Raw genomic sequence first — 26,689 nt, 5'->3', positions numbered from 1 at the left:
GTCCTCCTTATCTTATGATGAACACGATTCACATTCGTCGATCTCAACCGTCGTCGAACGCGTGTAGTAGATCGTCTTCATCCCAAGTTGCCATGCTTCCATGTGCATCTCGAGTAATTCTTTTGCTTTGACGTTATTTTTCACGTACAGATTGAAGCTGATCGCTTGGTCGATGTGACGCTGGCGCGAAGCATTTTGACGAATGCTCCATAACTGGTCAATCTCGAACGCTGATTTATAGAACCAGTTCGTTTCCGGTGTTAAATCCGGAACGGTAACTGGGATCTTATAGTTTTTCTTCTCTTCTGAGTAGACTTTTTTATAGATTGGATCAATCGATGCCGTACTTCCCGCAATGATCGCCGTCGATGAGTTCGGTGCGACTGCCATCAAGTAAGCGTTACGCATCCCGTGCGCCGTGATGTCGGCTTGGAGACGATCCCAATCGAGTTCATCCGTCGTTTTGTAGTGGCGACGTTTGATGTACTCTCCTGTTTGCCATTCCGAACCTTCAAAGAGACGGTACGCGCCTTTCTCTTTCGCAAGTTGCATCGACGCATCGATCGTCAAGTAAGCGATTTTCTCGTAGAGACGGTCTGCGTATTGCACCGCTTCGACCGATTCCCAACGGATACCTTCAAGCGCGAGCAGATGGTGCCAACCGAATGTTCCAAGACCAACGGCACGGTATTTTTGATTCGTCAATTGCGCTTGCGGGACATCGATCGTATTCAGATCGATGACGTTATCAAGCATCCGCATTTGAATTGGAATCAATCGTTCTAAGACGTCAGAGCGAACCGCACGTGCAAGCGCAATCGATGACAAGTTACAGACGACGAAGTCCCCTGGTGTCTTCGTGACGATGATCTTACCATCTTCCGTGTACTCTTCTGTCACGGTCGTTGGGCTCATGTTTTGCATGATTTCCGAGCACAGGTTTGATGAGTAGATCATCCCAGCATGTTTATTCGGATTCGCACGGTTAACGGCGTCACGGAAGAACATGTATGGCGTCCCTGTCTCAAGTTGTGAACGCATATAGCGTTTGACGAGATCGATTGCCGGAACTGTTTTTTTGCTGAGACGCGGTTCATTGACACATGCTTCGTATCTTTCCGTGAAGCTACCGCCTTGTTCTGTCTCATCGAAATAATCTTCAAGGCTGAAGCCCATAATCGTCCGAATTTCGTGTGGGTCAAACAGGTGCCAGTCTTCTCGTGCTTCTACAGCACGCATGAAGCGGTCTGGTAAGTTAACGCCCGTGAACAAGTCATGTGTCCGAAGTCGCTCGTCCCCATTGTTGAGCTTCGCATCTAAGAACTCGAGAATGTCTTTATGCCAGATGTCAAGATACACGGCGATTGATCCTTGGCGCATACCGAGCTGATCGACGCTGACTGCCGTGTTGTTCAATTGTTTCATCCATGGGATGACACCACTTGAAACACCTTTAAAGCCTTTGATGTCTGATCCACGTGAGCGAATTTTCCCCATGTAGACACCGATTCCGCCGCCACCCTTAGAAAGTGTCGCTACATCCGTGTTCGAGTCATAGATGCCGCGTAGCGAATCATCGACTGTATCGATGAAGCATGATGAGAGTTGACCATATGATTTACCGGCGTTCGAAAGCGTCGGTGTCGCGACCGTCATGTAGAGGTTCGACAATGCCCAGTATGCTTCTTTGACGAGCTCTAAACGACGTTCCTTCGGTTCGTTCTGCATCAGCGTCATCGCGATGACCATGAATCGTTCTTGCGGTAGCTCGTACAAATTTTTAACGTGATCACGTGCAAGATACCGGTCTGCTAGTGTCCGAAGGCCAATGTATGTGAACAGGTGGTCGCGAGAAGGATCAATCGTTGCCGACAGTTCGTTGATGTCTTCTTTCGAATACGCATCCAGTAAATGTTTCGTGAAGATGCCGATTTCTGTCAGCTTTTCAATCAATGTATACAGCGAACCATATCGTTCTTCCGCTGCATATCCGCGGTTTTCACCCGCTTCTAGATATAACCGATTTAAGTAAGTCGCTGTCGCTACGAATGTCCAGTTCGGCTCTTCTGCCTTTAACATATCGAGTGCGTGCATCGTTAACAGTTCATAGACTTGATCAGCTTGTAGGGATTTTCCTTCAAGCGCTCGGATGGCACGTTCTGTATAGCGGTCGATATCAAGTTCCGGATACGTTTCCGTCGCTTGTCGAATCACGACATATACGTCTTCTATTGTCATTGCACCCTTAAAGATGCGTGCTGTATTCAGTGGAGATGCCACTATGAACCACTCCCATTCTCTATCGTTAAACAGGTTCGCATTACACTATGAAATACGCTAAACTAAAAAAAGACGTCCTACATATAGAAAGAACTCTACAAGTATCACTCTATATATAGACGTTTTAGACGTTTTTAAACCTGTTAATGTACAAGATATAGGTTATCACTGAAATCTAAAAAAATAACCCCTTGCTTTGAAATTCAGGTCAAACAATTTGAAAAAGGCATCATGACGCCTTTTGAGATATATTGAGATAGCGAGTAAAACATATTATAAGTTCACGAGAACTCTTAAAATAAAGATGAGTCATTTCTCCTATCAGAAGAAAAATATTCTCTTCGAATTTTCTGATATACTGAACGTATCGATCTTCCGTTTGGAGGAAGAAGGATTGAATCCAACTATCACGAAAAGATGACATATGGCATATACGTATGTACGTTGAAAGGAGCTTACCTATGCAAGTCGATTACACACCAAACCCGAATTCCGTCAAAATCACGCTCGAGGAACAGCGCTTCGGTGCAAAAAGTACGAGTGTCAAAAAAGAAGATACACCGGAAGATACGTTGCTCGCATCTTTGATCGCTATCGATGGCATTGATAATCTATTCGCTTACGGCGACTTCGTGACGGTCACGAAAGAACCAGAAGCAGAATGGAATGAGCTGCTACCACGTATCGAAGCAAACATGTAAAAAAACAAGAAGACACCTGTTCCTGAACAGGTGTCTTTGTTCAAGGAGCGATCGCTGATGCCAACCGTATCCATCATCATCCCGACATACAATCGTCCTCGCGAACTAGCAGAAGCGCTAGAAGCGTTGACACGTCAACACTATCAGGACTTCGATGTCATCGTTCTAAACAATAATGGCGACGATGTCTCAGCAGTGACCTCTGCCTATCAGGATCGTCTGCAGCTCACATATGTCGAGTTACCTGAAAATCATCACGTCCGTGCTCGAAATCACGGTGTCATGCTCGCTTCCGGTCGGTATATCTTACTTCATGATGACGATGACCTCTTATTACCGAGTCATCTCGAAGAGGCAGTCGGTGATCTCGAAGCCGGCGCGGATCTAACGTATACGGACGCGGAGCTCTTTACGTATCGCTGGGAAGACGGTCACCGGATTGCACTCCATTCCGAACCGTTCGCGTACCCGTATGATCCGGAGACGATCCGAGAAGACTCGACGTACATTCCGTCCGGATCGCTCTACCGTAAATCGCTCCACGATCAACTCGGTCTGTTTGATGAAGACGTCTTCAACTACTGGGACTGGGACTGGATTTTACGCGTCGGTAAGGATCATTTAGTGTTACATCCGGCACGAGCAACCGTCCTGTACGCCTTCAACCCGTCCGGCAATCATGAGTCGGCACGACAAGACGCAACGCGACGCGTCTATTTTGACCGCCTGGTCGAAAAACATCAACTTCCGACACGTGAAATGAAGAACTTCCATATCGTTCAGGAAGAACGACGCGCACGACTGCGACAGACACGTCGTACCTTCAATGGTCAATTGACAGAAAGTGAGTGATTCCATGTACACCGAAAAACAACTCGAATTATTAGCACTATTAACACAAAATGGTCCGATGGACGTAAACTTACTTGCGCAGATGCTCGATTGGGAAGCGTCAGAAGTAGCAGCTTCGATTGAAACATTCAAACGTGACGGTGTCCTACTCGGCTATACCGCCGTCATTGACTGGCAAAAGATTCATGCCCATCACGGCGTGACAGCTTTCATCGATGTCAAGGTCACACCAAAACGGGGACGCGGCTTTGATGAAGTCGCAGAGCGAATCCATCGTTTCCCGGAAGTGACGTCCCTGTATCTGATGTCAGGCGCATATGACTTACAAGTCGTACTTGATGGCAAATCGCTACAAGAAGTGTCTCAATTCGTTTCTGAAAAATTATCGACACTCGACTCCGTCATCTCGACGACGACCCATTTCCGCTTAAAGACGTATAAGCACGATGGCGTTCTCTTCAGTCAGGATGATGACGACAAACGATTGAAGGTGTCTCCATGAAATCTTTATCAACACGTGTCGAACAGCTAGCCCCATCCGGCATTCGTCGTTTCTTTGATTTAGCCGGATCGATGGAAGATGTCATCTCACTTGGTGTCGGTGAACCCGATTTCGTCACGCCATGGAACGTCCGAGAAGCAAGCTTTGCAGCACTAGAACAGGGCTACACCGCATACAGTGCTAACGCCGGTTTACTCGAGTTACGTCAGGAAATCGCGCTTTACATGCAAGAAAAGTTCGCCATCTCCTATTCGACGACGGAAGAGATCATCGTCACGACCGGAGCTTCGGAAGGACTTGACCTTACGTTTCGTAGTTTGATCAATCCGGGAGATGAAGTCATCGTCGTTGAACCGGCGTTCGTTTCATATGCCCCTTTGATCGAACTTGCTGGAGGAATTCCTGTCGCCGCTGCATGTCACGCAGAAGACGGTTTTGCGATTCAACCGGAAACGATCGAACAGTTGCTGACGGACAAAACGAAAGCAATCATTTTCTGTTTCCCATCGAATCCGACAGGCTCGACGATGACACGCGATCAGTTAGCGGACCTCGCGTTACTTGTTCAAAAGCATGATTTATATGTCATCAGTGATGAAATCTATGCGGAGCTATCCTACGAAACAGAAGCGATTTGTTTTGCGACCCTTCCTGGTATGCGGGAGCGGACGATCATCATCAATGGTTTCTCGAAAGCCTTCGCGATGACGGGCTGGCGGCTCGGCTTTACTTGCGCACCACCTGCGATCACGCAATCGATGCTGAAGGTCCACCAATATGGAATGATGTGTGCACCAACACTCGTCCAATTCGCGGGTATTGAAGCGTTACGTTCTCGTCATAAGACAGTCCCTGATATGGTGACAAGTTATCGCCAACGCCGGAATTACTTCGTCAAGGCGTTAAACGATGCGGGTCTTCCGACGCACTTACCAGGCGGTGCCTTTTATGCTTTTCCGTACATTGGTCATACTGGGCTGACGAGTGAGCAGTTCGCCGAGCAATTGTTGCTCGCTGAGCGCGTCGCTGTCGTTCCAGGATCCGTCTTCGGAGCAAGCGGTGAAGGCTATGTCCGGGCAAGTTACGCGAGTTCAATCGAGCAACTGCAAGAAGCCATCGCGCGCATTCAGCGCTTCATGAAAAAATGGCAGACTCAGGATGAGACAACATCGTCTCACTCACACTAAAAATAAGCCGCTTGCTCAAACGAGCAGGCGGCTTATTTTTTAATCGACATAGAAGACAAGAAACATCCGATAGTCGTCTTCCGCATGATACGGTGAGACTGGACCGAGTTGTGGCGCAAAAACTTCTAACCGATACGGTGAGTCCTTGAAATCAAGTGGTGTCCGCTCTTTGATCAAGCGCCCCATTTCATCTGCTAATTCTTTCACTTCGACTAAACTACGCGATCGTTCCATCGGTGCCTCGAAGACGAACGCCTCGATTCCCTCAATCGGCGCACAGCGGAGGAATCGTCGAAGCGACGGGAGGGCCGCCTCCATATTACCCGCTAATGTTTGATCATCCTCATAAATAGGTGCTCCCCAGAGACGTGCCTCACTTCCTGTCGCACTCCGGAAGTGATCAATCGTCTCTTCCGTGATAGGGTCACGTGTCAACGCAAAGCGTGTTTTATCCCGCTTGAGATTCTTTTCATTCGTCCGATCGATTTCCGACAGTAAATCGAGTTGTAGCGGTCGTGCTAAACGAAATAATTCCCGTTGCAGACGTGCGATGGAATGACCGATTGGAACAATTGTATCCTTCGCTTTAGGCGGTTTATCCCCTTCGTACCCATTCATGACGCGTGCGACTTGACCAGCTTCATGCACAAGTCGATAAAAGGAACCGTCCTGATCATCGTTTACCGTTCCGAGTGCCTCATGTTGCACCGCAAGATCCGTCACGTATTGATTGGCAAGACACGTCGAGATCATCAAAACGTCTACAAGTTCTGAACGAAGAGCTTCTTGATCTCTTTGTTCGAGTGCTTCACCGACTTCACCGATTTCTTCGGTCAAGCGTGCGAGACCAGAGAGCGGTCGAAAATAACCTCCGAGTGAACGAATCGTCGCATCAACCTTTTGTTGCAGTGTCTTCATCTGTTCCATCTGTCTGATCCCCCACGATTGCTTGACGTACTTGCGCCTCCGTCTCTTGTTTGACGCGTTTGGCAAACGCCTGATTTTTCTTCCATTCTCGGATTCCAACGGATGTCGCAGCAATCAATGCAGCAAATAATCCGATTTCTCTTTTACGCATCGCTTTCTCCTCCTTTTGAATGACTCGTTCCCTACCTAAACATGATATGATGATATCAATTCTACATAATCCAGTAAGAGGTGTTGCTTGTGTCGACTGAACGTCTTTGGCAAATGGCCCGGTTCTTGACGGTGATCTTCGCCTTCGTAGCTGTTGGATGGTTACTCATCCGCCTCTCGTCCATTTTGTACCCGTTTGTCTTTGCGTTTCTGCTTGCTCTTTTCAGCCGTCCGCTTGTCGATTTCTTTCAAAAGCGGTTACGGATCAATCGTGGATGGGGTGCGTTATTGTCCATCATTTTGATCAGTGGTTTATTGATCGGTTCGCTTGCCTTGATCATCATGCAGTTGATTCGCGGTCTCGTATTTGTCGCCAATCAATTACCGGCACAAATCCAGGAGTTGAGTCTGTATTTCCAAAAGCTATATAACGAAAAACTGGCACCGATTTGGAACGATGCGTCTGAAGCATTACGTTCATTAGAACCATCCCAACAAAATACGGTCCAAAACAGTATTCAATCGCTCGGTAGTTCGCTTGCGAGTGCGATTGGAGAAGGCTCAAAAAGTGTTGCGATGATGCTTCAATCTGTTCTTGCGACTTTACCATCGATTGCGTTGATTTTCGTCATCGTCTTACTCGCTTGGTTCTTCATCGCAAAGGATTGGCACCAGTACGAAATGCGATTGAAGCGCTACGAGATGCTTCCTTGGTTCGCTCGTGTCGAGTCGGTCTTCTTGAGCTTACGATCTGCCTTATTTGGTTATCTTAAAGCGCAACTCACGTTGATCACGATCACGTTTTTCATCGTCTTGATTGGTTTAATCATCATTGGTGTCGATCATCCATTCGCAGTTGCTTTCATCGCTGCCTTCTTCGACATCTTACCGTATCTCGGTACTGGTTCCGTCTTCCTGCCTTGGATCGCTTACTCGGTGATCACCGGAGATACGACGCTTGCGATTGGACTTGGCATTTTGTATGCCATCGTCATTCTCCAGCGCAACATCATGGAACCGAAGATCGTCGGCGATAACATCGGCATTCAACCGATTACGGCATTGATTGCGTTGTTCGTCGGAATCAAATTTTTCGGCGTCTTCGGGCTAATCCTTGGACCATTGATTGCCGTCATCTTAAAAGCACTCTACAATGCACAGATTTTCCATTATATCTGGGACTTCGTGAAAGGATCACCCACACCATTTCGGTGAGGGTGATTTTTTGGGTACAGCGGCATATAAAGGATACCCTTCCGTGTCCACTGGTTGACTTGCTGGCAAGTAATCGCATGGAAACCGTGCACCGGTTGCAAGCAGACAAGCATCAAGCCAATCATCAATCGCGACGTTCGGCTGACGCTGTTCCCATAACGGGGGACAATCATATTGTTCAAGTAATTCAATTCGTTCCGCGATGCCTTCCCTTGTTTTCTTAGAAAAACGTGCCGGATGACCGGCGAGGCGTGCAAAGCAGACTTCTGGATGTGATTCGATCATTTCAGATCGATGTGCATGACGGACTTCTCGGATTTTCGGTAATAGATACCACGCTTGTTTCGAAAGTCCGATACCAGCATGTTGTTTCGCTAAATTATTTGCTTCCATATAACTTGGTGTTGTCAACGCACTGAGGAACGGTGCATTAAAGACACTACTCGTTCGTCCGGGGCGTAGTTCCTGTCGTAACAGCTGATCTGTTTCGCGTCGTCCTTCCATCAAACCGATCGGCATATCGATCCAAATTCGGTCGGCTGGCGGGATTTGTCCAAGCGTCGGTTCGATTGATCCTGAGTACGTCTCATTTTCGTACCTGACGACGACCCATCCTGCCTTTGCCGCATCAATCCCGATGACGTGCATTCGTCTTCTCCCGGAAAGAACGCAGTAGTGATAAGACCGTGAAGATACCGATAAATGTCGCAAGACCGAGCGATAGACGATCTCGTGCATCCAAGTACCAGACGACGGTAAGAATCGTCAACAAGACGCCGAGTAGATTCCAACGTCTCATTTTTCTTGCTCGACGAATCGATACAGACTACGAACCATGACACCCGTTGCTCCTTTTGGACCAATCTCAGACGCTTGATTCTGTTCCGATGTTCCCGCGATATCGAGGTGCAACCATGGTGTGTCGCCTACAAATTCCCCGACGAACGCACCACCGAAGATCATGTGTCCCATGCGTCCCGGTGAGTTATTCAAATCTGCGACATCCGAGCGGCGGACTTGTTTAATGAACGCATCGACATATGGCATTTGCCATACCATCTCGTTCGTCTCTTTCGTCACCTGTTCAAAGCGTTCGTAAAGTGACGCATCATTCGTCAATGCACCTGTGATTTCTGTTCCAAGGGCGACAAGGACACCACCTGTCAATGTTGCGAGGTCGATGATGGCTTTCGGCTGGTACTCTTTCACGTACGTGACTGCATCTGCGAGGACAAGTCGTCCTTCTGCATCCGTGTTCAAGACTTCAATCGTTTTTCCTGCCATCGACGTGATGACATCATCTGGTTTGAAAGCATCCCCAGAAATCATGTTATCCGTTGCCGGAATGACGCCAATGACGTGAACATCAGGTTTGAGTTGACCGAGTGCTTCAAACAGACCAAGAACTGCTGCTGCGCCTCCCATATCTCCTTTCATCCCGACGATCCCGTCTTTTGGTTTGATCGAATAACCACCTGTATCGAACGTGACACCTTTTCCGACGACAGCAATCGGTGCTTCTACTGAGCCTTTGTATTCAAGGACGATCAACTTCGGCGGGATGACCGATCCTTGATTGACGGCAAGCAAGGCACCCATGCCAAGTGCTTCCATCTCTTCCTTATCGATGATTCGGAGATCATGTCCATGACGCTCCGCGATGAAGCGTGCTTCGTCCGCAAGCGCTGGCGCCGTCAAAAGATTTCCCGGCATCGTTACGAGACGTCGCGCCAAGTTCGTTGCTTCCCCTAAGGCTTTTCCGCGACGCACTGCCTCGTCTTCAGAAGGTAAGACCGTCAGATGAAGCGTGTACGCTTTAGAAGGAGATGTTTTATAATGTTTGACCTCATATGTAGCGAGGGTGAATGTCTCAGCAATCAGTTCGACCGGTTGACCTGGAAACGTCGTCGCGTCGACTGTCACCTGTTCTAAGCGGCGTGCTTTGACATGTTGTGCTGCTTTTCCGAGCAAACGGCGCAAGTTGTCTTGCGAGAGTTGATCGACTTTCCCGAGTCCGACGAACAGCACACGTGCGACGTCTCCTGATAACGTCGGCAACAGACGAAGTTCTCCCCGTTTCGTTGAGATATCACCTTGACGGACCCACTCATCTAGTTTGTCACCATACATTGCTTGTAATCGTTCATCAATCGGTTGATTCCCTGATATCCCGACGATCAGTACGTCTACGGGTTGATTCGTTTGCATAAAAATTCCCCCTTTATCTAATACCTATTAGTATGAAGTGTTTTCAGTCATTTTCCAACTGATAGCCTCTCAGCGGACTGAAAACGCTTACATGATTCTTGTTTGCCAATTTGTCGAAATGCTTGGTTTCAAACAATTGTTGCCCGTTTCACAATATGATAGGATTAAACAGGTGAAAAATTGAGACACTTCAAGAAACGATGCGTTTGCTGTTCCGGGAAATGTCTACGTTTTCATTCAAGGAAGAGTACGCAGAAGGCTCGTTAAGAGAGAGGCGTTTATGGGTATCTATAGATAGCTAAGAAACGAAGTCGTCGCGTTAAAAAAAACTTACTGAAAAGAGGGTAATGCACATGGCACAACACATCAAAGGAATTGGCGCTTCTGCAGGGATCGCGATTGCAAAGGCATTCGTGATGGAAACACCGGTCTTTGAGATTCCATCGCACAAAATCGAGGATACGGCTGCGGAAAAAGAACGTTTCCAAGCAGCGATCGCAAAATCGAAGACGGAACTCGAAGTCATTCGTGAAAATACCTTAAAAGAATTAGGTCCAGATAAAGCGGAGATCTTCTCGGCTCACCTTCTCATCCTAGAAGATCCGGAAATCGTTAGTCAGGTGAACGCAAAAATCGAGGACGAGCAAGCAAATGCTGCGAAAGCACTCGATGAAGTCGCGAACATGATGGTCATGATTTTCGAATCAATGGATAACGAATACATGCGTGAACGTGCAGCGGACGTCCGCGACGTCACGAAACGGACGATGGCTCACCTTCTCGGTATCACGTTCGTCACTCCAGCTCAAATTAACGAAGAAGTCATCATCATCGCGGAAGACTTGACTCCTTCAGATACGGCACAATTGAACCGTAAGTATGCTAAAGGTTTCGCAACGAACATTGGTGGCCGGACATCGCACTCTGCCATTATGTCACGTTCACTCGAAATCCCAGCAGTCGTCGGAACAAAAGTTGTCTTGACGGACGTTAAACACGGCGATCTTCTCATCCTTGACGGTGCGGAAGGTGACGTCATCGTCAACCCAAGTGAAGAGCAAGTCGCTGAGTATGAAGCAAAACGTGCAGCATACATCGCACAAAAAGAAGAGTGGAAAAAACTTAAGAACGAAAAAACAATGACAGCTGACGGTCACCACGTCGAGCTCGCCGCAAACATCGGTACACCAAACGATGTCAAAGGCGTGCTTGAAAACGGAGCAGAAGCTGTCGGTCTCTACCGGACAGAATTCCTCTACATGGATGCAGAGACATTCCCAACGGAAGACGAGCAATTCACAGCATACAAAACCGTTCTCGAGTCAATGGGCGATAAAAAAGTCGTCATTCGGACGCTCGATATCGGCGGCGACAAAGAATTGTCGTACCTTGATCTCCCACACGAGATGAACCCGTTCCTCGGTTACCGCGCGATCCGTCTCTGTCTCGATCAAACAGACTTTTTCCGTACACAATTGCGCGCACTTCTTCGTGCGAGTGCATACGGTAAACTCGCTGTCATGTTCCCAATGATCGCAACAATCGAAGAGTTCCGTGCCGCAAAAGCACTTCTCCTTGAAGAGAAAGCAAACCTCCAAGCTGAAGGTGTTACTGTATCAGAAGACATCGAAGTCGGTATGATGGTCGAGATCCCAGCAACGGCGGTCATGGCTCGTCAGTTCGCAAAAGAAGTCGACTTCTTCTCTGTCGGAACGAACGATTTGATTCAATACACGATGGCGGCAGACCGGATGAACGAAAAAGTATCATACCTGTACCAGCCGTTCAACCCAGCCATCTTGAACCTCTTGAACAACGTCATCACAGAAGCACACAAAGCAGGCAAATGGGTCGGCATGTGTGGTGAGATGGCAGGAGAAGAATTGGCACTTCCAATCCTTCTCGGTCTTGGTCTCGATGAGTTCTCGATGTCAGCATCATCTGTCCTTCGCGCACGTAGCTTGATGACACGCCTCAACAAGTCAGAGTGTGAAGCAATCGTCGAGCAAGTGCTTGATATGGATACAGCAGAAGAAGTCGTCGACTTCCTCAGCACGACATTCGATATCAAAAAGTAATTTCTGTTAGACGAATCTGGAGTAATCCAGGTTCGTCTTTTTTTTGTGCCGATTAACAAAAAACAACGCTTCTTTCTAAGTAAGAAAGAAGACGTTGTTGAAACGTGATCATTGAGCTTGTTTCTTCTTCGCTGGAGTCGCTTGTTCCGATAAAATCGGACGTTCGTTCCCCATCAAGAAGATAAAGATGACACCGAGTACTGCTGGAATCAAGGCCCAGAAATAGACGGTAGAGATGGATTCTGCAAGCGACGTCTTGATTGCTGTCGCGACTTCTGGTGGCATCTTCGCAAAGGCAGCTGCCGTCGGGAACTGCCCACCTGACGGCGCTCCACCTTGCGGCAATCGATCCGCTACAGCCGATGTGAACGTCCGTGATTGAATGATTCCGAGGACCGTGACACCAAGCGTCATCCCGATCGTCCGGAATGTCGATCCCATCGACGTCGCAGCACCACGACGTTGCATCTCGATCCCATTGATGCTTGCTAGGTTCAACAACGAGAAGCTAAATCCAACACCGAACCCAAGAATGATCATATAGATTGTTACTGCTGTACGCGATGTCTCAAGCGTCATTGTACTGAGGAGATACACACCGAGTAGGAAAAAGACAGCCGAGACGATCATGACATTTCGGAAACCAAACTTATTCGGCAACTGGCCACCGAGCTGCGCCGAGATGACTGAGGCAATTAACATCGGCATAAGGATCAGACCGGAGTTCGTCGCACTGCCACCAAAGACACCTTGAACGAAGATTGGAATGAACACACTCGCCGAGATGAAGACGAATCCATAAAAGAACGCAACGCCTTGTGTTGCCGCAAATAAACGACGACGGAACAGACTGAATGTAATGACTGGATCCGCGGCACGTCGTTCAGCGAATGCGAAGGCAACGAACGCGACGAGTGCTGCTCCGAACAGACCAAGAATTTGTGGTGAAGACCATGCATACTCTTTCCCACCCATTTCAAGCGCGAGTAAGAATAAAACCAATCCAGCAACAAGCGTGAAGGCACCGACGTAGTCGATTTTCTGTGTCCGGTGCACCGGTGATTCCTGATAGAAGACTGTCACGAGACCAAGGGCAATCAATCCGAGTGGGATGTTGATATAAAATACCCAGCGCCAGTCGAGGGAATCCGTCAATACGGCACCAAGCAACGGTCCGAAGATACTCGAGATCCCGAAGACCGCTCCGAACAATCCACTGACTTTCCCACGTTTCTCCGGTGGGAAGATATCAAAGATAATCGTAAAGGCGATCGGCATCAACGCACCGCCACCAAGCCCTTGTAAGGCACGATACGCAGACAATTCAATGATTGAGTCTGCCATTCCACACAAGATACTCCCTATCATGAAGATAAGCATCCCAAAGAGGAAGAAGCGTTTTCTTCCATACATGTCACTCAATTTACCGAAGATCGGCATCCCGGCAACGGTTGCGATCATGTAAGCCGACGTGACCCAAGCGTACTGATCAAACCCATTCAGTTCACTGACGATCGTCGGCATCGCCGTCGCAACGATCGTGTTATCCATTGCTGCGACTAAAATCCCAATCAATAGTCCAATGACGACAGGTGTCGTATTCGTTTTTGTTGTAGTCGAAGACATCGACACACCTCATTTCTAAAAAATTAGCTAACTCTTATAATAGCTAACTCATTGTATCATCATATGTGCAAAATCTCACTATCAAATGTGTTCTACGATTGTTTCACACAAAAAAAGACGGACCGTTCGTGACGATCCGTCGCTTTTCTTCCTTTACTCTACACGATACGAAATCGCTTCTCCGGCTTCGACCGTCTGTCCGACATCGACGTCGACTTTTCGATCGCCACTGTTCGTGACGATGATCGGTGTCAGTAACGATGGCACGAGTGGTCGTACTTGCTCGAGATCGACATTGAGAAGTGGTGTCCCCGGTTTGACACGATCTCCAGCTTTCGCTAACGCCTCAAACCCTTTTCCTTCAAGTGACACCGTATCAATACCGATGTGAATCAAGATCTCATCTCCGTTATCCGCAAGAATACCGATCGCGTGTTTCGTCGGGAAGAAGGTTGTAATCTCACCAGAGACGGGAGAGACGACATATCCTTCCGTCGGTTCGATCGCATATCCGTCACCCATCATACGACCGGAGAATACTTGATCCGGTACATCATCCAGAGAACGAATGATACCGCTCAGTGGTGCGACGTATCCATCTTCAGGCACATAAGCACCCCCACGATCTCCAGCGAGTGGTCCCGTATCGGTTGTACCCGATCCAGAAGTTCGCGCTTCATCTCCTGTTGGAACTTGTGGAATCGGATCAGCTTCCGGTGTCTCTTTCGGTTTGTAATTTGGATCTTTCATGATATCTGCCATTTCTGACTTGATCCCATCGGATTTCGGTCCAAAGATTGCCTGGACGTTATCTCCGACTTCAAGGACACCGGCAGCACCGAGCTCTTTCAAGCGATCCTTGTTGACACCTGATTTATCATTGACGGTAATCCGAAGACGTGTGATACAGGCATCTAAATGTTTAATGTTTGATGGACCACCGAATGCTTGTAGAATTTCATACGGTAGATCGCCTGCTTGTGCCATCGATGTCGCAGCACCCTCTTTGATTGCTTCACGTCCTGGAATCTTCAGATCGAATTTCGTGATGACGAAACGGAAACCGAAGTAATAGATGACGGCGAAGACGAGACCGACTGGAATGACAAGCCACCACGAAGTTCGGTTCGGTAAAATCCCGAACAACGTGTAGTCAATCAATCCGCCGGAGAACGTCATCCCAATCTTAACGTTTAGCAAGTCCATAATCATGAACGATAGACCTGCGAAAACAGCGTGCACAGCGAACAAAAGCGGTGCAACGAATACGAATGAGAACTCGACTGGCTCCGTGATCCCAGTTAGGAAAGACGTCAATGCTGCTGAAAAATAAAGACCTTCAACAGCTTTTCGACGATCTTTTGCGACAGTATGGTACATTGCAAGACAGGCTGCCGGCAAACCGAACATCATGAATGGATATTTCCCAGTCATATATGTCCCTGCTGTGAACGGTACACCATCTTTTAATTGCGCAAAGAAGATCCGCTGGTCCCCGTTAATGATCGTTCCTGCTTTATCCGTATATTCACCGAATTGGAACCAGAAGCTTGAGTACCAAATATGGTGAAGACCGAACGGAATCAACGAACGTTCGACGAGTCCAAAGATGAAGGCAGACAACGGTTCGTTCGCTTCGATGATCGTTTTCGAGAACGTATTGATACCTGTCCCGATCGGTGGCCAAATGTACGATAAGGCAAACCCGGCGACAAGACTAAATAAGGCAGTTGCAATCGGAACAAAACGTTTCCCTGCGAAGAATCCGAGGAAATCAGGCAGTTTGATTTTAAAGAATTTATTATAACTGTACGCTGCTATCAAACCGGCAATGATCCCTCCGAATACCCCCATTTGCAAGGTCGGTATCCCGAGGACCGTCGCATACGACAAATCACTCGCTTTCTGTGCTTCCGTGATTTTTTCTGGTGTGATCTGTAAGAAAGAACTGATGACCTTGTTCATGATCAAGAAACCGACGATCGCTGCTAGACCGGCGACCCCTTCCCCATTCGCAAGACCAATCGCGACCCCGACGGCAAACAGTAACCCGAGGTTCGCAAAGATGATATCACCCGCATCCTGCATGACTCGCCAGATGACGACAAGCGAATCGTTCTCGAGAAACGGTAAATATTGTGTTAAGTTCGGGTTTTGAAACGCTGTCCCGAACGCAAGCAATAACCCCGCTGCTGGCAAAATCGCTACCGGTAGCATCAGGGCCTTACCGATCCGCTGTAAGACACCAAACACGTTTTTCCACATGCGCATATTCCCTCCTTTTTTAAACAAACTACTTAATTCATACCCTAAAATATTCTAGTGCAAAACGATTCTAAACGATTTCGAAAAAAAAAATGAGCCCTTCCGCAGAAGGACTCATCTAAAAAAAACATTAGACTGTTTTTTCTTGTTTACGTGACGTGATGACAGCTTGAATCTCAGACTTGATGTTGTCTGATTTCGGTCCATAGATCGCTTGGACGTTGTTACCAACTTCAAGGACACCAGCAGCACCTAATTTTTTCAACTCATCTTTATTGACTTTCGATTTGTCGAGAACTTCAACACGAAGACGTGTGATACATGCATCCAAGTGTTTGATGTTCGACTCTGAACCGAGTGCATCAAGAATACCTTCAGCGAGTTCAGAACCTTGAGCAGATGAAGTCTCTTGCGCTGCATCTTCACGACCTGGAGTTTTCAGGTTGAACTTGCGGATTGCGAAACGGAATCCAGCATAGTAGATGACAGAAAGTGCAAGACCGACGACGATGACGAGCCACCACTGTGTGCGCCCTGGAAGAACACCGAACAGAAGGAAGTCGATCAAACCACCAGAGAATGTCATACCGATCTTAACGTTCAACAATTGCATTGTCATGAACGAGAGACCTGCGAAGACAGCGTGAACTGCGAACAAGATTGGAGCTACGAACAAGAATGCGAATTCGATTGGCTCTGTGATACCTGTCAAGAATGCTGTAAGTGCTGCTGATCCAAGAAGACCACCAACGACTGCACGACGCTCAGGGCGAGCTTCGTGGTACATTGCGAGTGCTGCTGCTGGAAGACCGAACATCATGAACGGGAATTTACCAGTCATGAACGTACCAGCTGTTAATGTTGCGTTGTCTTTCAATTGTGCGAAGAAGATTGCTTGGTCACCATGAACGACTGTTCCTGCTGCATTCTTGTACGAACCGAATTCGAACCAGAATGGTGCATAGAAGATATGGTGAAGACCGAATGGAATCAACGAACGCTCGATGAGACCGAAGACGAATGCTGCGAGTGTTGGGTTTTTCTCCATCATGAAGTGCGAGAACGAGTTCAAGCCATCTTGCGCAAACGGCCAGACGAATACGAGAACAAGACCTGCAACCAATGAAACAACTGCTGTGACGATTGGAACGAAACGTTTACCAGCAAAGAATCCAAGGAACTGTGGCAATTCGAGATTATGGTACTTCCCGTACGCCCAAGCTGCGATCAAACCGATGATGATACCACCGAATACCCCAGTTTGAAGTGTTGGGATACCGAGTACGTTTGCATATCCTTGACCGTTAGCAACCATTTCTGGTGTAACGCCGAGCCAAACGCTCATTGTTTTGTTCATGATCAAGAATCCGACGATTGCCGCAAGTCCGGCTGCGCCGTCCCCTGCAAGACCAATCGCGACACCGACCGCGAATAAGAGTGCTAAGTTACCGAAGATGATATCCCCAGCTGCTTCCATCAATTTTGCAACCTTGATGATTGCATCATTTTTCAAGAACTCGAGTTTTGACGTCAAGTTCGGATTTTGCATCGCGTTACCGAATCCGAGTAGGATACCGGCAGCTGGCAAAATCGCTACAGGAAGCATCAACGCTTTACCGACACGTTGAAGAACAGCAAAAATCTGTTTGAACATGTGTGTTTCCTCCTTTTCCTGTTAAGAGCGAAGTATGATGAATAATGCCAATGATTGAGACGAAAAAAGTCAGACATCTGACCGATTTTTTACAGAAAAAAATCAGGCACGAGCGGATTGTAGACAATAGACTTATCCCGTTGAATAACGGAAATAAAGCTTCTTGCCCGACATCCCACTCATGCCTGATCGTATCAGTAACACGTAGTCCGTGCGGTCATTTACCTGAATCGTACTGCACTAAGCGTTGCAGATGCATCGTAAGATACGTCGCCTCACCGCGCGGTACCGCTTTCTTCAACTGACGTTCCATGATGGACATCAGCTCCCAAGCAGTATCATAGCATAGCGGATATTCTTCACGCAATAGCTTTTCTACTTTTTCTGGAGCCTCTAGATACTCCCCATTGGAAACCCTTTCAATCGCTGAACGAAGATGCCGAATCAGACGCTTGTAATCAAGCGATTTTCGATCGATTTTAATCTCCAGTCGCTGTTCGATATGACTAGCAATTAAACCGACGAGTTGATGATGGCGGTTGACTTCGAGTACGTCTTTGAAGTTCGTCGCCGAATGAATATGAAGTGCGATGAATCCTGTCTCCGCTGGAGGCAGGTAAAAATTCATCTCGGCACTGATGAACTCGACGATTTCTTCTGCAAGGGCGTACTCTTCCGGATACAAGGCTTCCGTTTCAGCAAGAAACGGATTGGTGACTTCCATTCCTTGCTCCAGTCGCTTGAACGTAAACGTCAAATGATCCGTCAATCCAATATGGATATGTTCGTCGACCTTTTTTCCGAAGCGTGTCTCGATCATCGAGACGATCTCGTTCATCAACGCGATGAAGTTCTCATCGAGATGACCGACGAGCGCCTTATATTGATCCTGTTCTTCTTTATCCTTCAACGTGTAGACTTTTTCCAACTTGTCGAGATCTGTCAGTTGATCGCCTGGCTTCCGACCGAAGCCAATCCCTTTCGCGAGGATAATGACTTCCTGATTCGCACCAGTCGAACAAATGACGACATTATTATTCAATACCTTGATAACGTGGTACATTTGTTTATCCATTCGCTCTCAACCCAATCTGCTCTTACACATTTATTTAAAGACATTGTTTTTATTATAACGGTTTTTCAGACACGAAAAAAGCCTACTTACTCAAGTAGACTTTAAAACATTTGGTAACCGCTCTTACGCAAGAAGCGAATCGATAGACCGGCGATGATGATTCCGGCAAGACCAGCCGCGAACATCGTGATATCCGCTGTCTGTAGACCAGCAATCCGGTCCCCAAGATTCGGAATCGCTTCACGAGCATTCGTGAAGTATTCGAGCGTCGATTGGTTGTCGATCATCATGATGATGATGACCGGATAGAGTACGAGCATCACCCATGTACTCCGCAACAACATGTTTAAAATGAATCCGATACTAAAGAACATGACGAGATAAAGCACACTCCCGATCACGGCTTGAATGATATGCATACTGTTCCCCCTTTGAATCTCTTTTAGTATAACCGACAAAAAAGGCAAATGCACGAGTGTACATTTGCCTAAAACGTGAACTTAGAACTTCCCTTTTTTGATCGCAAGACCAAGCTTTTTCAGTTCGAAGAAGTGCTTGTTGTCGATGACTTTTTTCATGAACGATGCATTACGACCGTAAATCTTCTTACCAAAGACCATGCCGATGCCGTCTTTGTGACCAAGCGAAGCGACCGTTCCTTTGTTCTCGTACGTGAACGTCGATGTTTGACGACCCGCGATGAGTGCCGCGATGTTCTCAGCGACTTTGTGTGCTTGTTGTGTCGCGATTTGTGCAGTCGGTGGGTACGGACGGTTCGAACTTGGGTCCATGACTGCTGAACAGTCACCGATCATGAAGACATTGTCGTGTCCTGGAACACGGAGATCTTCTTCGACGACGACACGGTTACGCATCGCTTCGAAACCAGATGCTGCAACGACAGGGTTACCGCTGACGCCACCAGTCCAGATGATCGTGTTCGCTTCGATCGTCTCAGTCGTGTCGCCTTGAAGCGGACCGAATGTGACGCTTCCTGGTCCACATTCCTTGATGCCGTTACCGAGTTTGAACTCGACGCCTTGGCGCTCAAGCCATTTGTGTGCGTAGTTGACGAGATCAGCATCGAATCCTGGAAGGACTGTTGGCGCTGCCTCGATGTTGACGACACGAACGAGTTCGCGTGGGATATCATATTGTTTGCACAGTTCTGGAATACGGTTGACGAGCTCACCCATGAACTCGATTCCTGTGAATCCAGCACCACCGACGACGATCGTCAAGAGTGAACGATCTTGTGATCCTGTTGTTTTGTACTGTGCGAATGAGTAATCGATATGTTCCTTGATTTTACGGACGCTGTTCAACGAGCTGATCGTTAATGCGTGTTCCTTCAATCCTTTGATACCGAATGTTTCAGGAACGCCACCGAGAGCAACGACGACGTAATCGTAAGGAACTGTTCCGCCATCTTGTAAAAGAACTGTTTTAGCAGCCGTGTCGACTTTCTCAACGATACCTTTGACAAGTTTGACGCGTGACGGGTTGATGACATCATTGATGTAGATGCGCGCTTGCTCCGCAGACATCGTACCTGCAGCTGGTTCATGCAACCAAGTTGTTTGGTAATGATAGTCGTGTTTATTAATCAACGTGATGTTCGCTTGATCGACGCCGAGTTTCTTTTGAAGGTTGACTGCTGTGATCAATCCACCGTAGCCCGCTCCAAGAATAACAATGTTAGGTGTGTTCATGTTCTGATACTCCTTACGAATCGTAGTTTTGTTGTGATTTTCTTCACATTCAATTACAGACGAATGTTCAAAAACTTTGTTCAAATAATGTTCACATGTCTATAAGCCTATTGAAACACTTTTTAAGAATGATTGCAAAAGAAAAATGTAATTTCCCTTAAAAAAATGTGAGATGTTCCGTACTTGCACCCGAACCCCCTACTTCCTATATAATAGACCTATCCAATGCTAGGAGGGAATCAGATGTACCAACCATATGATGTCACGATCATCGGCGGCGGTCCGGTCGGACTGTTCACCGCGTTTTATTCAGGAATGCGCCAGATGAAGACGAAGGTCATCGAGAGTCTACCTCAATTAGGTGGTCAACTCGCTACGCTTTATCCTGAAAAATATATATACGATATTGCCGGTTTTCCGAAAGTAAAAGCACAGGAACTGGTCGATCGGTTGCTTGAACAAGCAAATGAATTTGATCCGACGTATGTGCTCGGTGAGACAGTCATCGCTTATGAACGGATGGATGACGGAATCATCCGCCTCGTCACGAACAAAGGCGAGCATTATACGAAGACCGTCATCTTGACGGCAGGAAACGGTTCGTTCGCCGCGCGTCCACTCGGAGTGGCAGATGCAGAACGCTTCGAAGAAACGAACTTACACTATTTCGTCAACGACATGGAACGTTTCAAGGATCGTCAAGTCGTCCTGCTTGGTGGTGGCGATTCAGCAGTCGACTGGTCATTGATGCTTGAGCCGATTGCCAAATCTGTCACGCTCGTCCACCGTCGTGATAAGTTCCGTGCCCATGAACATTCGGTCGAACTGTTACACGATTCGTCTGTCAACGTCATGACGCCGTATACACTTGAATCGGTCACAGGTGAGACGCACATCGAGACGCTGACGTTCAAACATGCTGAAAGTGGTGAAGTCGTCGTCGTCGCTGCGGACGATGTCGTCTGTAACTTCGGCTTCGTCTCGTCACTTGGGCCGCTCAAAGAATGGGAAGTCGAGTTCGAACGCAATTCGATTCGTGTCAATTCGAAGATGGAGACTGCGATTCCAGGCGTCTTCGCTTGTGGTGATATTGCGACTTACGAAGGACGCGTCAAATTGATCGCAACAGGCTTCGGTGAAGCACCGATTGCCGTCAACCAGGCGAAACTTCTTGTCGATCCATCGGCTCGTCACCCGCAACACTCGACGAGTCTGTTCGAAAAAGTAACGAATCATTCTTGAAATAAATGAATGGCTGAAAACAAATAAGAGGTCGAATTCCGGATGACATATCGGAGTCCGACCTCTTATTTAGATGGAATCACATCTAGGACGTGATCAAACATCTTCGACTCCTACAGGAAAAGGAAGCACGATGTGTGCTTCCGTCAGGGATAGGGAAGACCCGACAGATCACATGGAATGGGAACTGGCGCGGCTTACCTCCCGCCTGAGGAAAGCGAAGATGTTGAAACGTCCGATTTCATACGAATGATCTTTTAACAGGCATCCGGTAAACCCGCTGCACGAGTTCCACCCCACCACGTTTAATCATCGATTCTTCGAAGAGCTGACCGCCGAATCGCTCGTAAAACTGGCACGCCGGATTATCCCGCAAGACAGAAACCTGCATTGCCTCGTATTCCGCCAAGTCCTCGATGATACGTTGAAACAATGCCTTCCCGAGCCCCTGCCCTTGAGAAGCTCGCAAAACATAAATCGCGTAGAGTTCTCCTTCACGCGCATCCCTTCGATTTGGTCCACCTTGCGCGAAACCAACGACTTCGTCTTCTAACTCCACAACATACACGCGCTGATCGACTAACGCCTGCTCCCATTGTTTCGTCCGTTTCGCGTAAGACAACTGTGCTAAATAAGAATCAGGGATGATCCCTTGATACGTCTCCCGCCAGACATCGATATGAACGCGCGCAATGGTCGACGCATCTTCAAGACGTGCTTCACGAATTCTCATAACGGGATGATGAAGCGACGTGTCTCGCGTCCATTATGAACAGTCGGCTCAATTTCTCGTCCGCCGTTCGCTAAGATGACACGACGTGATGCTACATTATCAACGCCACACGTCAACAGCACTTGATCGAGTCCACGTTGCCGTGCTTCTTCTAGCGCTAAACGGAGCCCGGTCGTCGCATATCCTTTCTGACGCTCGGATGGTCGGATGCCGTATCCGATGTGCCCACCGTACAACTTTAAGTTCTCCGTCAAGTCATGCCGGAAGTTCAGCGCACCGACGATTCGTTGTCCGTCGACCATCCAGTACGTCGAATGGGTGACGAGACCCGGTCTGACCGTTGTCTCCATTTCCTTCAGTTCCGCGAAATAAGCGCCCAGTGGTTCATATGTGTCTCCGACTGCTTCCGGCACGATCGTTTCACCCGACTCTCGCCAGTCTTCTAAAAAGGCGCGGTATTCTGTCTCCCATGCGAGGGTTGGTTTTATCAACTGCATCATTGGTGATTGCGCACCTCCTCTTCAATCAAACGATCGAGCCAGTCATCGATGTGTTGGAACAGATAGCCCGCTTGTTTCGCAGCTGTCGTATCCATATAGAAATCGCGTTCTGGCGCAAGTGGCGATTCATCCTCTCCTTTTGCGACGAGTTGACTCGTCGTTCCTGCGACACGGTCGATTTTATCCATCAAATCTTGAATCGATAAGACACCGTCACTTGCAGCGTTAATCGGTCCCGTCAGTTCCGAGCGACCACACCACTCCAAAAAGGCAGCGGCTTCGTAACTTGAGATATACGCCATCTTCGCGTATGTGTTTTCAGCAACGATCGGACGCCCGTCAAGCGCCCGCTTGATATGAAAGACGAGTCGTTCCGTATAATCATCTGGTCCGAGGACAACTGGGAATCGAACGGCAACGACAGGGAATGTCGCGCGTTGGAAGAAATAACTCTCCGCTTGGCGCTTCCCTTCACCATATCCGTGTTCCTTCTCAAGATCATATTTCCCGGGAAACGGATTATAGGAACGCTCCGTGATGTTCGCACCGCCGTCTTCATAGACAGACATCGTCGACGTCAACACGTAGCGTCCGACTTTCCCTTCAAATGCGTCAATCGCGAGTTTTGCTTGATACGGCGTGAAGCAGATGTTGTCATAGATGACATCCCAGTGCTTTTGGCTTAAGTCCTTCATCGTACTACTCGACGTACGGTCCCCTTTGAAAAATGTCAAGCCCTTCGCGACCGGTGGTGTATGCTCACCGCGTGTGACGATCGTCACATCATCCCCCGAATCGGCTAAGCGAATCGCAAGCCGGCGTCCGAAATAGCGTGTTCCCCCGAAGATCAATACTTTTCTCATCCTGAAGCCCTCCCTATTCGTAGTAGCATTCACTCTCTTAAATATTTCGAGTCAATAGAGCAGGTCTCCTGTTTGCAGGCAATAAAAAAAATCGTGGACATCGTCCACGATTGGATTCATTAACAGCCACCCGGTGTCCCGGCATTCGTTGCCGTCCGGAACGATGTCCCGCAACTGCATGTTGCGATGGCATTCGGATTCGTGATCGTGAATCCGCCGCCGAGCATCGACTGTTTATAATCGATTTCCAGTCCTTTGACGACCGGATAATCTTTTTCGTCCACGATGACGGTCACGCCGTGCTGTTCAAAAACGAGATCCGTTTCTTTTTGTTGATCGAATCCCATTCCGTACGACAGACCACTACATCCACCACCTTGGACGAGCATCCGAAGATTTCGTTCATCTGCTGGTGCCTGCGCCATCATGTCCTGGACTTGTAGCGCTGCTGCCTCCGTTAAATGGATCATGTCATCACCTTCCTTTTCTTTAGTATACGCAACTTCTGAGCGAATCGAAACCTAGTTGCTTGAAACTATCTTGAATTCGTTGTATAAATGGTATGTACAACAAAATAATCGTTCCATCTTCAGGGCAGGGTGAAATTCCCGACCGGCGGTAAACAACTCTTTTTAAGTTGAAGCCCGCGAGCGAATAGGGCGCTATTTGCTGATTCTGTGTAATTCAGGAGCCGACAGTACAGTCTGGATGGGAGAAGATGGCGGCATGAGTTTGAATTTGATCGATTTTGCAATAATCGATTAGGTTTATTTAATGCGGACTTCTCCCCTGTTGATCTCATCAATGGGGGTTTCTTTATGGTCGCAGTCATGCCAATACTTCATCGAGAGGAACGAGCAAAAGGAGACAATACTCGTATGAAACGCACACAAAAAATGGTCACTCTGTCAATGTTAGGTTCAATCTCATTTGTTCTTATGCTTATCAATTTTCCACTACCGTTCTTACCAAACTATCTGAAGATCGACTTCAGTGATGTTCCTGCTCTTGTCGCAGCGATCATGTTCTCACCGGTCGCAGGTGTCATCGTCGAAGCATTGAAGAACGTGTTATACTACATCTTCCGCGGAAGTGGTGTTCCGGTCGGAGAATTCGCGAACTTCGCTGCAGGCGTCGCATTCGTACTACCTGTCAGCTGGTTCTACCACAAAAAGAAATCAACACAAGGTCTTGCAACTGGTCTCGTCGCTGGTACGATCACGATGGCACTCGGTCTTGCGATCCTCAACTATATCTTGATCCTTCCAGCGTATGCATGGTTCCTCGGTATGGATTACATGGCGGATCCAGCTGTCAAATGGACAGCGATCACTGCCGGTATCTTACCGTTTAACGTCATCAAGGCTTTGTTCATCTCGGCACTCTTCATTCCATTGTTCTTGAAGCTACGACCATGGATGATGCGCCGTCAACAATCTGCCTGATCCGAAAAGCTGCGCCCGCTGACGGACACGAATCCCCTCGTTCAGACGAACGAGGGGATTTTTTGGCTGTCCGTGCTCACAGCTCATTCTCTTCGATTTTCAGGTAAATCTTTTCAAGCAACTCTTCCGGCGTCTCGCCTACGACCATCTCACCATCAACGAGACAAAAATGATCAAGCGAACAAATACCACAATAGCCGAGGCAACCGTATTCGACGACGTCGACGTTCGGGTCACGTTCGAGTTGCTCCATGACGACCTGCGTACCAGCCGCTAAGTTACTAATACAAAATTCAATAATCGGATTCACTTTTTTTCCTCCTTCAAGCAGGAAACGACCTGCCTCATGTCGTATTATACAAGGTCAGACTGATTTAGGGGAACTAAGGGGGATTTTACGTTATGAAGCAATTGGTCGTACTCGGCGGAGGTTATGGTGGAATGCGGATTTGTGAGCGATTCAAGGACGAGGAAGTTGCCGTCACGCTCGTCGACCGTCTACCGTACCACGCACTCAAAACGGAATACTACGCACTCGCAGCAGGTACATTATCAGATCGGGATGTCCGGATTGAATTTCCGGAGGGGAAACATCTTACCTTTAAATATGGACATGTCATCAAAATCTCACCAGAGACGAATACAGTCCATCTGCAGGACGGATCAGAATTATTCTATGATGACCTGATCATCGCCCTCGGTTGCGAGGATAAATACCACAACATTCCAGGTGCTCAAGAATTTACATATAGCATCCAGACACTAGAAGAATCACGGAAGACACAACAAGCGATCTGTGGTCTGTCACCGGGGTCCGTCGTCTCGATCGTCGGTGCTGGTCTATCTGGTGTCGAACTCGCCAGTGAACTGCATGAGAGCCGGAAGGATTTAACGATTCGTCTGTTCGACCGCGGTCCATCCGTCTTGTCGTTCTTATCCGATAAAGTCTCGTCTTACGTTCAGGAATGGTTCGAGGAACATGACGTTGAAGTCATCAACAACTCGAATGTCACGCTCGTCACAGCGGACGATGTGCGAAACGGCGACGATACGTATCCATCCGACTTAACGATTTGGACAGCTGGTACGCAGCCGGTCAAAGTTGTACGCGATCTCGGCTTTGCTGCGGATAGTGGCGGTCGGATCAAATTGACGGAACATCATCACGTACCGGAATACGATAACGTCTTCGTCATCGGTGATTGTGCAAGTCTACCATATGCACCAAGTGGTCAACTCGCAGAACATCAGGCAGAACAAGTCGTCGATGTCTTACAAGCCAAGTGGCAAGGAAAGAAATTACCGAAGCTGCCAGAAATTAAACTGCGCGGGATGCTCGGTTCACTCGGAAAATCAGACGGTTTCGGAATCGTCATGGGCAAGCAAGCACTGACGGGGAAAGTCCCACGTCTCTTGAAGTCCGGTGTCTTATGGAAACACAAAAAGATTAAATGAGCAAAAGAGGTGTCCCAAG

General features: G+C 47.9%; 26 protein-coding genes and 1 riboswitch. Of the genes, 9 read left to right on the top strand and 17 right to left on the bottom strand.

All coding sequences use genetic code 11. From position 1 onward, the window contains the following. Nucleotides 1-12: 12 nt before the first annotated feature. On the bottom strand, nucleotides 13-2,280 hold the full coding sequence (locus Q9R23_RS05465; protein ID WP_056062774.1) for a ribonucleoside-diphosphate reductase subunit alpha: 2,268 nt from the start codon (nucleotides 2,278-2,280) through the stop codon (nucleotides 13-15). A gap of 461 nt (nucleotides 2,281-2,741) precedes the next feature. Between Q9R23_RS05465 and Q9R23_RS05460 the strand changes: the two genes are divergently transcribed. From Q9R23_RS05460 to Q9R23_RS05445, 4 genes are read left to right on the top strand one after another with little or no spacing between them, the layout of a single operon-like run. Further along, nucleotides 2,742-2,981, top strand: a complete 240-nt coding sequence (locus Q9R23_RS05460; RefSeq protein WP_035406091.1) for a NifU N-terminal domain-containing protein — start codon at nucleotides 2,742-2,744, stop codon at nucleotides 2,979-2,981. Nucleotides 2,982-3,038: 57 nt separating this feature from the next. Beyond that, nucleotides 3,039-3,833 carry a glycosyltransferase family 2 protein gene (locus Q9R23_RS05455; RefSeq protein ID WP_311246582.1) on the top strand — a complete coding sequence of 265 codons (795 nt, stop codon included), beginning with the start codon at nucleotides 3,039-3,041 and terminating at the stop codon, nucleotides 3,831-3,833. 4 nt (nucleotides 3,834-3,837) lie between these two features. Next, entirely contained in the window at nucleotides 3,838-4,335 is a 498-nt protein-coding gene (locus tag Q9R23_RS05450; protein WP_035406085.1) for an Lrp/AsnC family transcriptional regulator, read from the top strand. Beyond that, nucleotides 4,332-5,522: an aminotransferase gene (locus Q9R23_RS05445; protein WP_311246581.1), complete on the top strand. Its 1,191-nt coding sequence runs from the start codon at nucleotides 4,332-4,334 to the stop codon at nucleotides 5,520-5,522. The genes Q9R23_RS05450 and Q9R23_RS05445 overlap by 4 nt, the downstream gene beginning before the upstream one ends. Nucleotides 5,523-5,561: 39 nt before the next feature. Here Q9R23_RS05445 and Q9R23_RS05440 read toward each other — a convergent pair whose 3' ends face one another. After that, nucleotides 5,562-6,449, bottom strand: coding sequence for a MazG nucleotide pyrophosphohydrolase domain-containing protein (locus tag Q9R23_RS05440; protein WP_251137787.1), 888 nt, complete (start codon nucleotides 6,447-6,449; stop codon nucleotides 5,562-5,564). Beyond that, nucleotides 6,415-6,600, bottom strand: coding sequence for a hypothetical protein (locus Q9R23_RS05435; RefSeq protein WP_214852695.1), 186 nt, complete (start codon nucleotides 6,598-6,600; stop codon nucleotides 6,415-6,417). The genes Q9R23_RS05440 and Q9R23_RS05435 overlap by 35 nt, the downstream gene beginning before the upstream one ends. Before the next feature lie 89 nt (nucleotides 6,601-6,689). Between Q9R23_RS05435 and ytvI the strand changes: the two genes are divergently transcribed. Continuing rightward, entirely contained in the window at nucleotides 6,690-7,814 is a 1,125-nt protein-coding gene (gene ytvI / locus Q9R23_RS05430) for a sporulation integral membrane protein YtvI (RefSeq protein WP_290757697.1), read from the top strand. Here the strand turns inward: ytvI and Q9R23_RS05425 are convergent. The 3 genes from Q9R23_RS05425 to Q9R23_RS05415 are packed head-to-tail and all read right to left on the bottom strand — an operon-like array spanning nucleotide 7,794 to nucleotide 10,022. Beyond that, a complete protein-coding gene (locus Q9R23_RS05425; RefSeq protein ID WP_311246580.1) occupies nucleotides 7,794-8,462 on the bottom strand; it encodes a DUF429 domain-containing protein in 669 nt (222 codons plus the stop codon). The two genes, ytvI and Q9R23_RS05425, sit on opposite strands and share 21 nt — an antisense overlap. Continuing rightward, the gene (locus Q9R23_RS05420) at nucleotides 8,443-8,613 is read right to left on the bottom strand and encodes a hypothetical protein (protein ID WP_156358998.1); all 171 of its coding nucleotides are present in this window, start codon (nucleotides 8,611-8,613) and stop codon (nucleotides 8,443-8,445) included. The genes Q9R23_RS05425 and Q9R23_RS05420 overlap by 20 nt, the downstream gene beginning before the upstream one ends. Beyond that, nucleotides 8,610-10,022, bottom strand: coding sequence for a leucyl aminopeptidase (locus tag Q9R23_RS05415; RefSeq protein WP_214852682.1), 1,413 nt, complete (start codon nucleotides 10,020-10,022; stop codon nucleotides 8,610-8,612). Before Q9R23_RS05415 ends, Q9R23_RS05420 begins: the two co-directional genes overlap by 4 nt. A gap of 353 nt (nucleotides 10,023-10,375) precedes the next feature. Here Q9R23_RS05415 and ptsP point away from each other — a divergent pair, with 353 nt between their 5' ends. Then, on the top strand, nucleotides 10,376-12,100 hold the full coding sequence (ptsP, locus tag Q9R23_RS05410; protein ID WP_311246579.1) for a phosphoenolpyruvate--protein phosphotransferase: 1,725 nt from the start codon (nucleotides 10,376-10,378) through the stop codon (nucleotides 12,098-12,100). A 108-nt stretch (nucleotides 12,101-12,208) separates the two neighbouring features. Here the strand turns inward: ptsP and Q9R23_RS05405 are convergent, their stop codons facing one another. The 6 genes from Q9R23_RS05405 to Q9R23_RS05380 all read right to left on the bottom strand — a co-directional run bounded on the left by Q9R23_RS05405 (nucleotide 12,209) and on the right by Q9R23_RS05380 (nucleotide 20,432). Next, entirely contained in the window at nucleotides 12,209-13,726 is a 1,518-nt protein-coding gene (locus Q9R23_RS05405) for an MDR family MFS transporter (RefSeq protein ID WP_290783253.1), read from the bottom strand. A gap of 153 nt (nucleotides 13,727-13,879) precedes the next feature. Beyond that, a complete protein-coding gene (gene ptsG / locus Q9R23_RS05400) occupies nucleotides 13,880-15,991 on the bottom strand; it encodes a glucose-specific PTS transporter subunit IIBC (protein ID WP_311246578.1) in 2,112 nt (703 codons plus the stop codon). 130 nt (nucleotides 15,992-16,121) lie between these two features. Then, nucleotides 16,122-17,645 (bottom strand): glucose-specific PTS transporter subunit IIBC, encoded by a 1,524-nt coding sequence (gene ptsG / locus Q9R23_RS05395; protein ID WP_214852671.1) that lies wholly within the window; start codon nucleotides 17,643-17,645, stop codon nucleotides 16,122-16,124. Between the two features lie 217 nt (nucleotides 17,646-17,862). Then, complete coding sequence (gene glcT, locus Q9R23_RS05390; protein WP_023469132.1) at nucleotides 17,863-18,720, bottom strand: glucose PTS transporter transcription antiterminator GlcT; 858 nt, start codon at nucleotides 18,718-18,720, stop codon at nucleotides 17,863-17,865. A 101-nt stretch (nucleotides 18,721-18,821) separates the two neighbouring features. Then, nucleotides 18,822-19,139: a YuiB family protein gene (locus Q9R23_RS05385; RefSeq protein WP_023469133.1), complete on the bottom strand. Its 318-nt coding sequence runs from the start codon at nucleotides 19,137-19,139 to the stop codon at nucleotides 18,822-18,824. Nucleotides 19,140-19,220: 81 nt separating this feature from the next. After that, on the bottom strand, nucleotides 19,221-20,432 hold the full coding sequence (locus Q9R23_RS05380) for an NAD(P)/FAD-dependent oxidoreductase (protein ID WP_290783257.1): 1,212 nt from the start codon (nucleotides 20,430-20,432) through the stop codon (nucleotides 19,221-19,223). 243 nt (nucleotides 20,433-20,675) lie between these two features. Here Q9R23_RS05380 and Q9R23_RS05375 point away from each other — a divergent pair, with 243 nt between their 5' ends. Next, complete coding sequence (locus tag Q9R23_RS05375; protein ID WP_311246577.1) at nucleotides 20,676-21,674, top strand: NAD(P)/FAD-dependent oxidoreductase; 999 nt, start codon at nucleotides 20,676-20,678, stop codon at nucleotides 21,672-21,674. Nucleotides 21,675-21,915: 241 nt separating this feature from the next. Here Q9R23_RS05375 and Q9R23_RS05370 read toward each other — a convergent pair whose 3' ends face one another. The 4 genes from Q9R23_RS05370 to Q9R23_RS05355 form a co-directional block, all read right to left on the bottom strand. Continuing rightward, nucleotides 21,916-22,407 carry a GNAT family N-acetyltransferase gene (locus tag Q9R23_RS05370; RefSeq protein ID WP_311246576.1) on the bottom strand — a complete coding sequence of 164 codons (492 nt, stop codon included), beginning with the start codon at nucleotides 22,405-22,407 and terminating at the stop codon, nucleotides 21,916-21,918. Then, complete coding sequence (locus tag Q9R23_RS05365) at nucleotides 22,404-22,907, bottom strand: GNAT family N-acetyltransferase (RefSeq protein WP_311246575.1); 504 nt, start codon at nucleotides 22,905-22,907, stop codon at nucleotides 22,404-22,406. The genes Q9R23_RS05370 and Q9R23_RS05365 overlap by 4 nt, the downstream gene beginning before the upstream one ends. Then, a complete protein-coding gene (locus Q9R23_RS05360) occupies nucleotides 22,904-23,770 on the bottom strand; it encodes an NAD-dependent epimerase/dehydratase family protein (RefSeq protein WP_311246574.1) in 867 nt (288 codons plus the stop codon). The genes Q9R23_RS05365 and Q9R23_RS05360 overlap by 4 nt, the downstream gene beginning before the upstream one ends. A gap of 119 nt (nucleotides 23,771-23,889) precedes the next feature. Then, complete coding sequence (locus tag Q9R23_RS05355; RefSeq protein WP_311246573.1) at nucleotides 23,890-24,240, bottom strand: HesB/IscA family protein; 351 nt, start codon at nucleotides 24,238-24,240, stop codon at nucleotides 23,890-23,892. Between the two features lie 111 nt (nucleotides 24,241-24,351). Then, nucleotides 24,352-24,494, top strand: a riboswitch (FMN riboswitch). A 154-nt stretch (nucleotides 24,495-24,648) separates the two neighbouring features. Between Q9R23_RS05355 and Q9R23_RS05350 the strand changes: the two genes are divergently transcribed. Further along, the gene (locus Q9R23_RS05350) at nucleotides 24,649-25,215 is read left to right on the top strand and encodes an ECF transporter S component (RefSeq protein WP_029342415.1); all 567 of its coding nucleotides are present in this window, start codon (nucleotides 24,649-24,651) and stop codon (nucleotides 25,213-25,215) included. A gap of 76 nt (nucleotides 25,216-25,291) precedes the next feature. On the opposite strand, the gene Q9R23_RS05345 is transcribed toward Q9R23_RS05350, so the two are convergent. Then, on the bottom strand, nucleotides 25,292-25,525 hold the full coding sequence (locus tag Q9R23_RS05345; RefSeq protein WP_311246572.1) for a YuzB family protein: 234 nt from the start codon (nucleotides 25,523-25,525) through the stop codon (nucleotides 25,292-25,294). A 92-nt stretch (nucleotides 25,526-25,617) separates the two neighbouring features. On the opposite strand from Q9R23_RS05345, the gene Q9R23_RS05340 reads away from it, so the two are divergent. Next, on the top strand, nucleotides 25,618-26,670 hold the full coding sequence (locus Q9R23_RS05340) for an NAD(P)/FAD-dependent oxidoreductase (RefSeq protein ID WP_311246571.1): 1,053 nt from the start codon (nucleotides 25,618-25,620) through the stop codon (nucleotides 26,668-26,670). Nucleotides 26,671-26,689 lie beyond the last annotated feature (19 nt).

The organism is Exiguobacterium sp. BRG2 (assembly GCF_031844245.1).
GTDB lineage: Bacteria > Bacillota > Bacilli > Exiguobacteriales > Exiguobacteriaceae > Exiguobacterium_A.
Note: the sequence above shows the minus strand (reverse complement) of the source record. Positions and strands in the feature narration are given on the sequence as shown.

Excerpts from the sequence above, each read along its gene's own strand:
- Q9R23_RS05460 (WP_035406091.1), top strand. The coding sequence starts at position 2,742 with ATGCAAGTCGATTACACACCAAACCCGAATTCCGTCAAAATCACGCTC.
- Q9R23_RS05455 (WP_311246582.1), top strand. The coding sequence starts at position 3,039 with ATGCCAACCGTATCCATCATCATCCCGACATACAATCGTCCTCGCGAA.
- Q9R23_RS05450 (WP_035406085.1), top strand. The coding sequence starts at position 3,838 with ATGTACACCGAAAAACAACTCGAATTATTAGCACTATTAACACAAAAT.
- Q9R23_RS05445 (WP_311246581.1), top strand. The coding sequence starts at position 4,332 with ATGAAATCTTTATCAACACGTGTCGAACAGCTAGCCCCATCCGGCATT.
- Q9R23_RS05440 (WP_251137787.1), bottom strand. The coding sequence starts at position 6,449 with ATGGAACAGATGAAGACACTGCAACAAAAGGTTGATGCGACGATTCGT.
- Q9R23_RS05435 (WP_214852695.1), bottom strand. The coding sequence starts at position 6,600 with ATGCGTAAAAGAGAAATCGGATTATTTGCTGCATTGATTGCTGCGACA.
- Q9R23_RS05425 (WP_311246580.1), bottom strand. The coding sequence starts at position 8,462 with ATGCACGTCATCGGGATTGATGCGGCAAAGGCAGGATGGGTCGTCGTC.
- Q9R23_RS05420 (WP_156358998.1), bottom strand. The coding sequence starts at position 8,613 with ATGAGACGTTGGAATCTACTCGGCGTCTTGTTGACGATTCTTACCGTC.
- Q9R23_RS05415 (WP_214852682.1), bottom strand. The coding sequence starts at position 10,022 with ATGCAAACGAATCAACCCGTAGACGTACTGATCGTCGGGATATCAGGG.
- ptsP (WP_311246579.1), top strand. The coding sequence starts at position 10,376 with ATGGCACAACACATCAAAGGAATTGGCGCTTCTGCAGGGATCGCGATT.
- Q9R23_RS05405 (WP_290783253.1), bottom strand. The coding sequence starts at position 13,726 with ATGTCTTCGACTACAACAAAAACGAATACGACACCTGTCGTCATTGGA.
- ptsG (WP_311246578.1), bottom strand. The coding sequence starts at position 15,991 with ATGTGGAAAAACGTGTTTGGTGTCTTACAGCGGATCGGTAAGGCCCTG.
- ptsG (WP_214852671.1), bottom strand. The coding sequence starts at position 17,645 with ATGTTCAAACAGATTTTTGCTGTTCTTCAACGTGTCGGTAAAGCGTTG.
- glcT (WP_023469132.1), bottom strand. The coding sequence starts at position 18,720 with ATGGATAAACAAATGTACCACGTTATCAAGGTATTGAATAATAATGTC.
- Q9R23_RS05385 (WP_023469133.1), bottom strand. The coding sequence starts at position 19,139 with ATGCATATCATTCAAGCCGTGATCGGGAGTGTGCTTTATCTCGTCATG.
- Q9R23_RS05380 (WP_290783257.1), bottom strand. The coding sequence starts at position 20,432 with ATGAACACACCTAACATTGTTATTCTTGGAGCGGGCTACGGTGGATTG.
- Q9R23_RS05375 (WP_311246577.1), top strand. The coding sequence starts at position 20,676 with ATGTACCAACCATATGATGTCACGATCATCGGCGGCGGTCCGGTCGGA.
- Q9R23_RS05370 (WP_311246576.1), bottom strand. The coding sequence starts at position 22,407 with ATGAGAATTCGTGAAGCACGTCTTGAAGATGCGTCGACCATTGCGCGC.
- Q9R23_RS05365 (WP_311246575.1), bottom strand. The coding sequence starts at position 22,907 with ATGATGCAGTTGATAAAACCAACCCTCGCATGGGAGACAGAATACCGC.
- Q9R23_RS05360 (WP_311246574.1), bottom strand. The coding sequence starts at position 23,770 with ATGAGAAAAGTATTGATCTTCGGGGGAACACGCTATTTCGGACGCCGG.
- Q9R23_RS05355 (WP_311246573.1), bottom strand. The coding sequence starts at position 24,240 with ATGATCCATTTAACGGAGGCAGCAGCGCTACAAGTCCAGGACATGATG.
- Q9R23_RS05350 (WP_029342415.1), top strand. The coding sequence starts at position 24,649 with ATGAAACGCACACAAAAAATGGTCACTCTGTCAATGTTAGGTTCAATC.
- Q9R23_RS05340 (WP_311246571.1), top strand. The coding sequence starts at position 25,618 with ATGAAGCAATTGGTCGTACTCGGCGGAGGTTATGGTGGAATGCGGATT.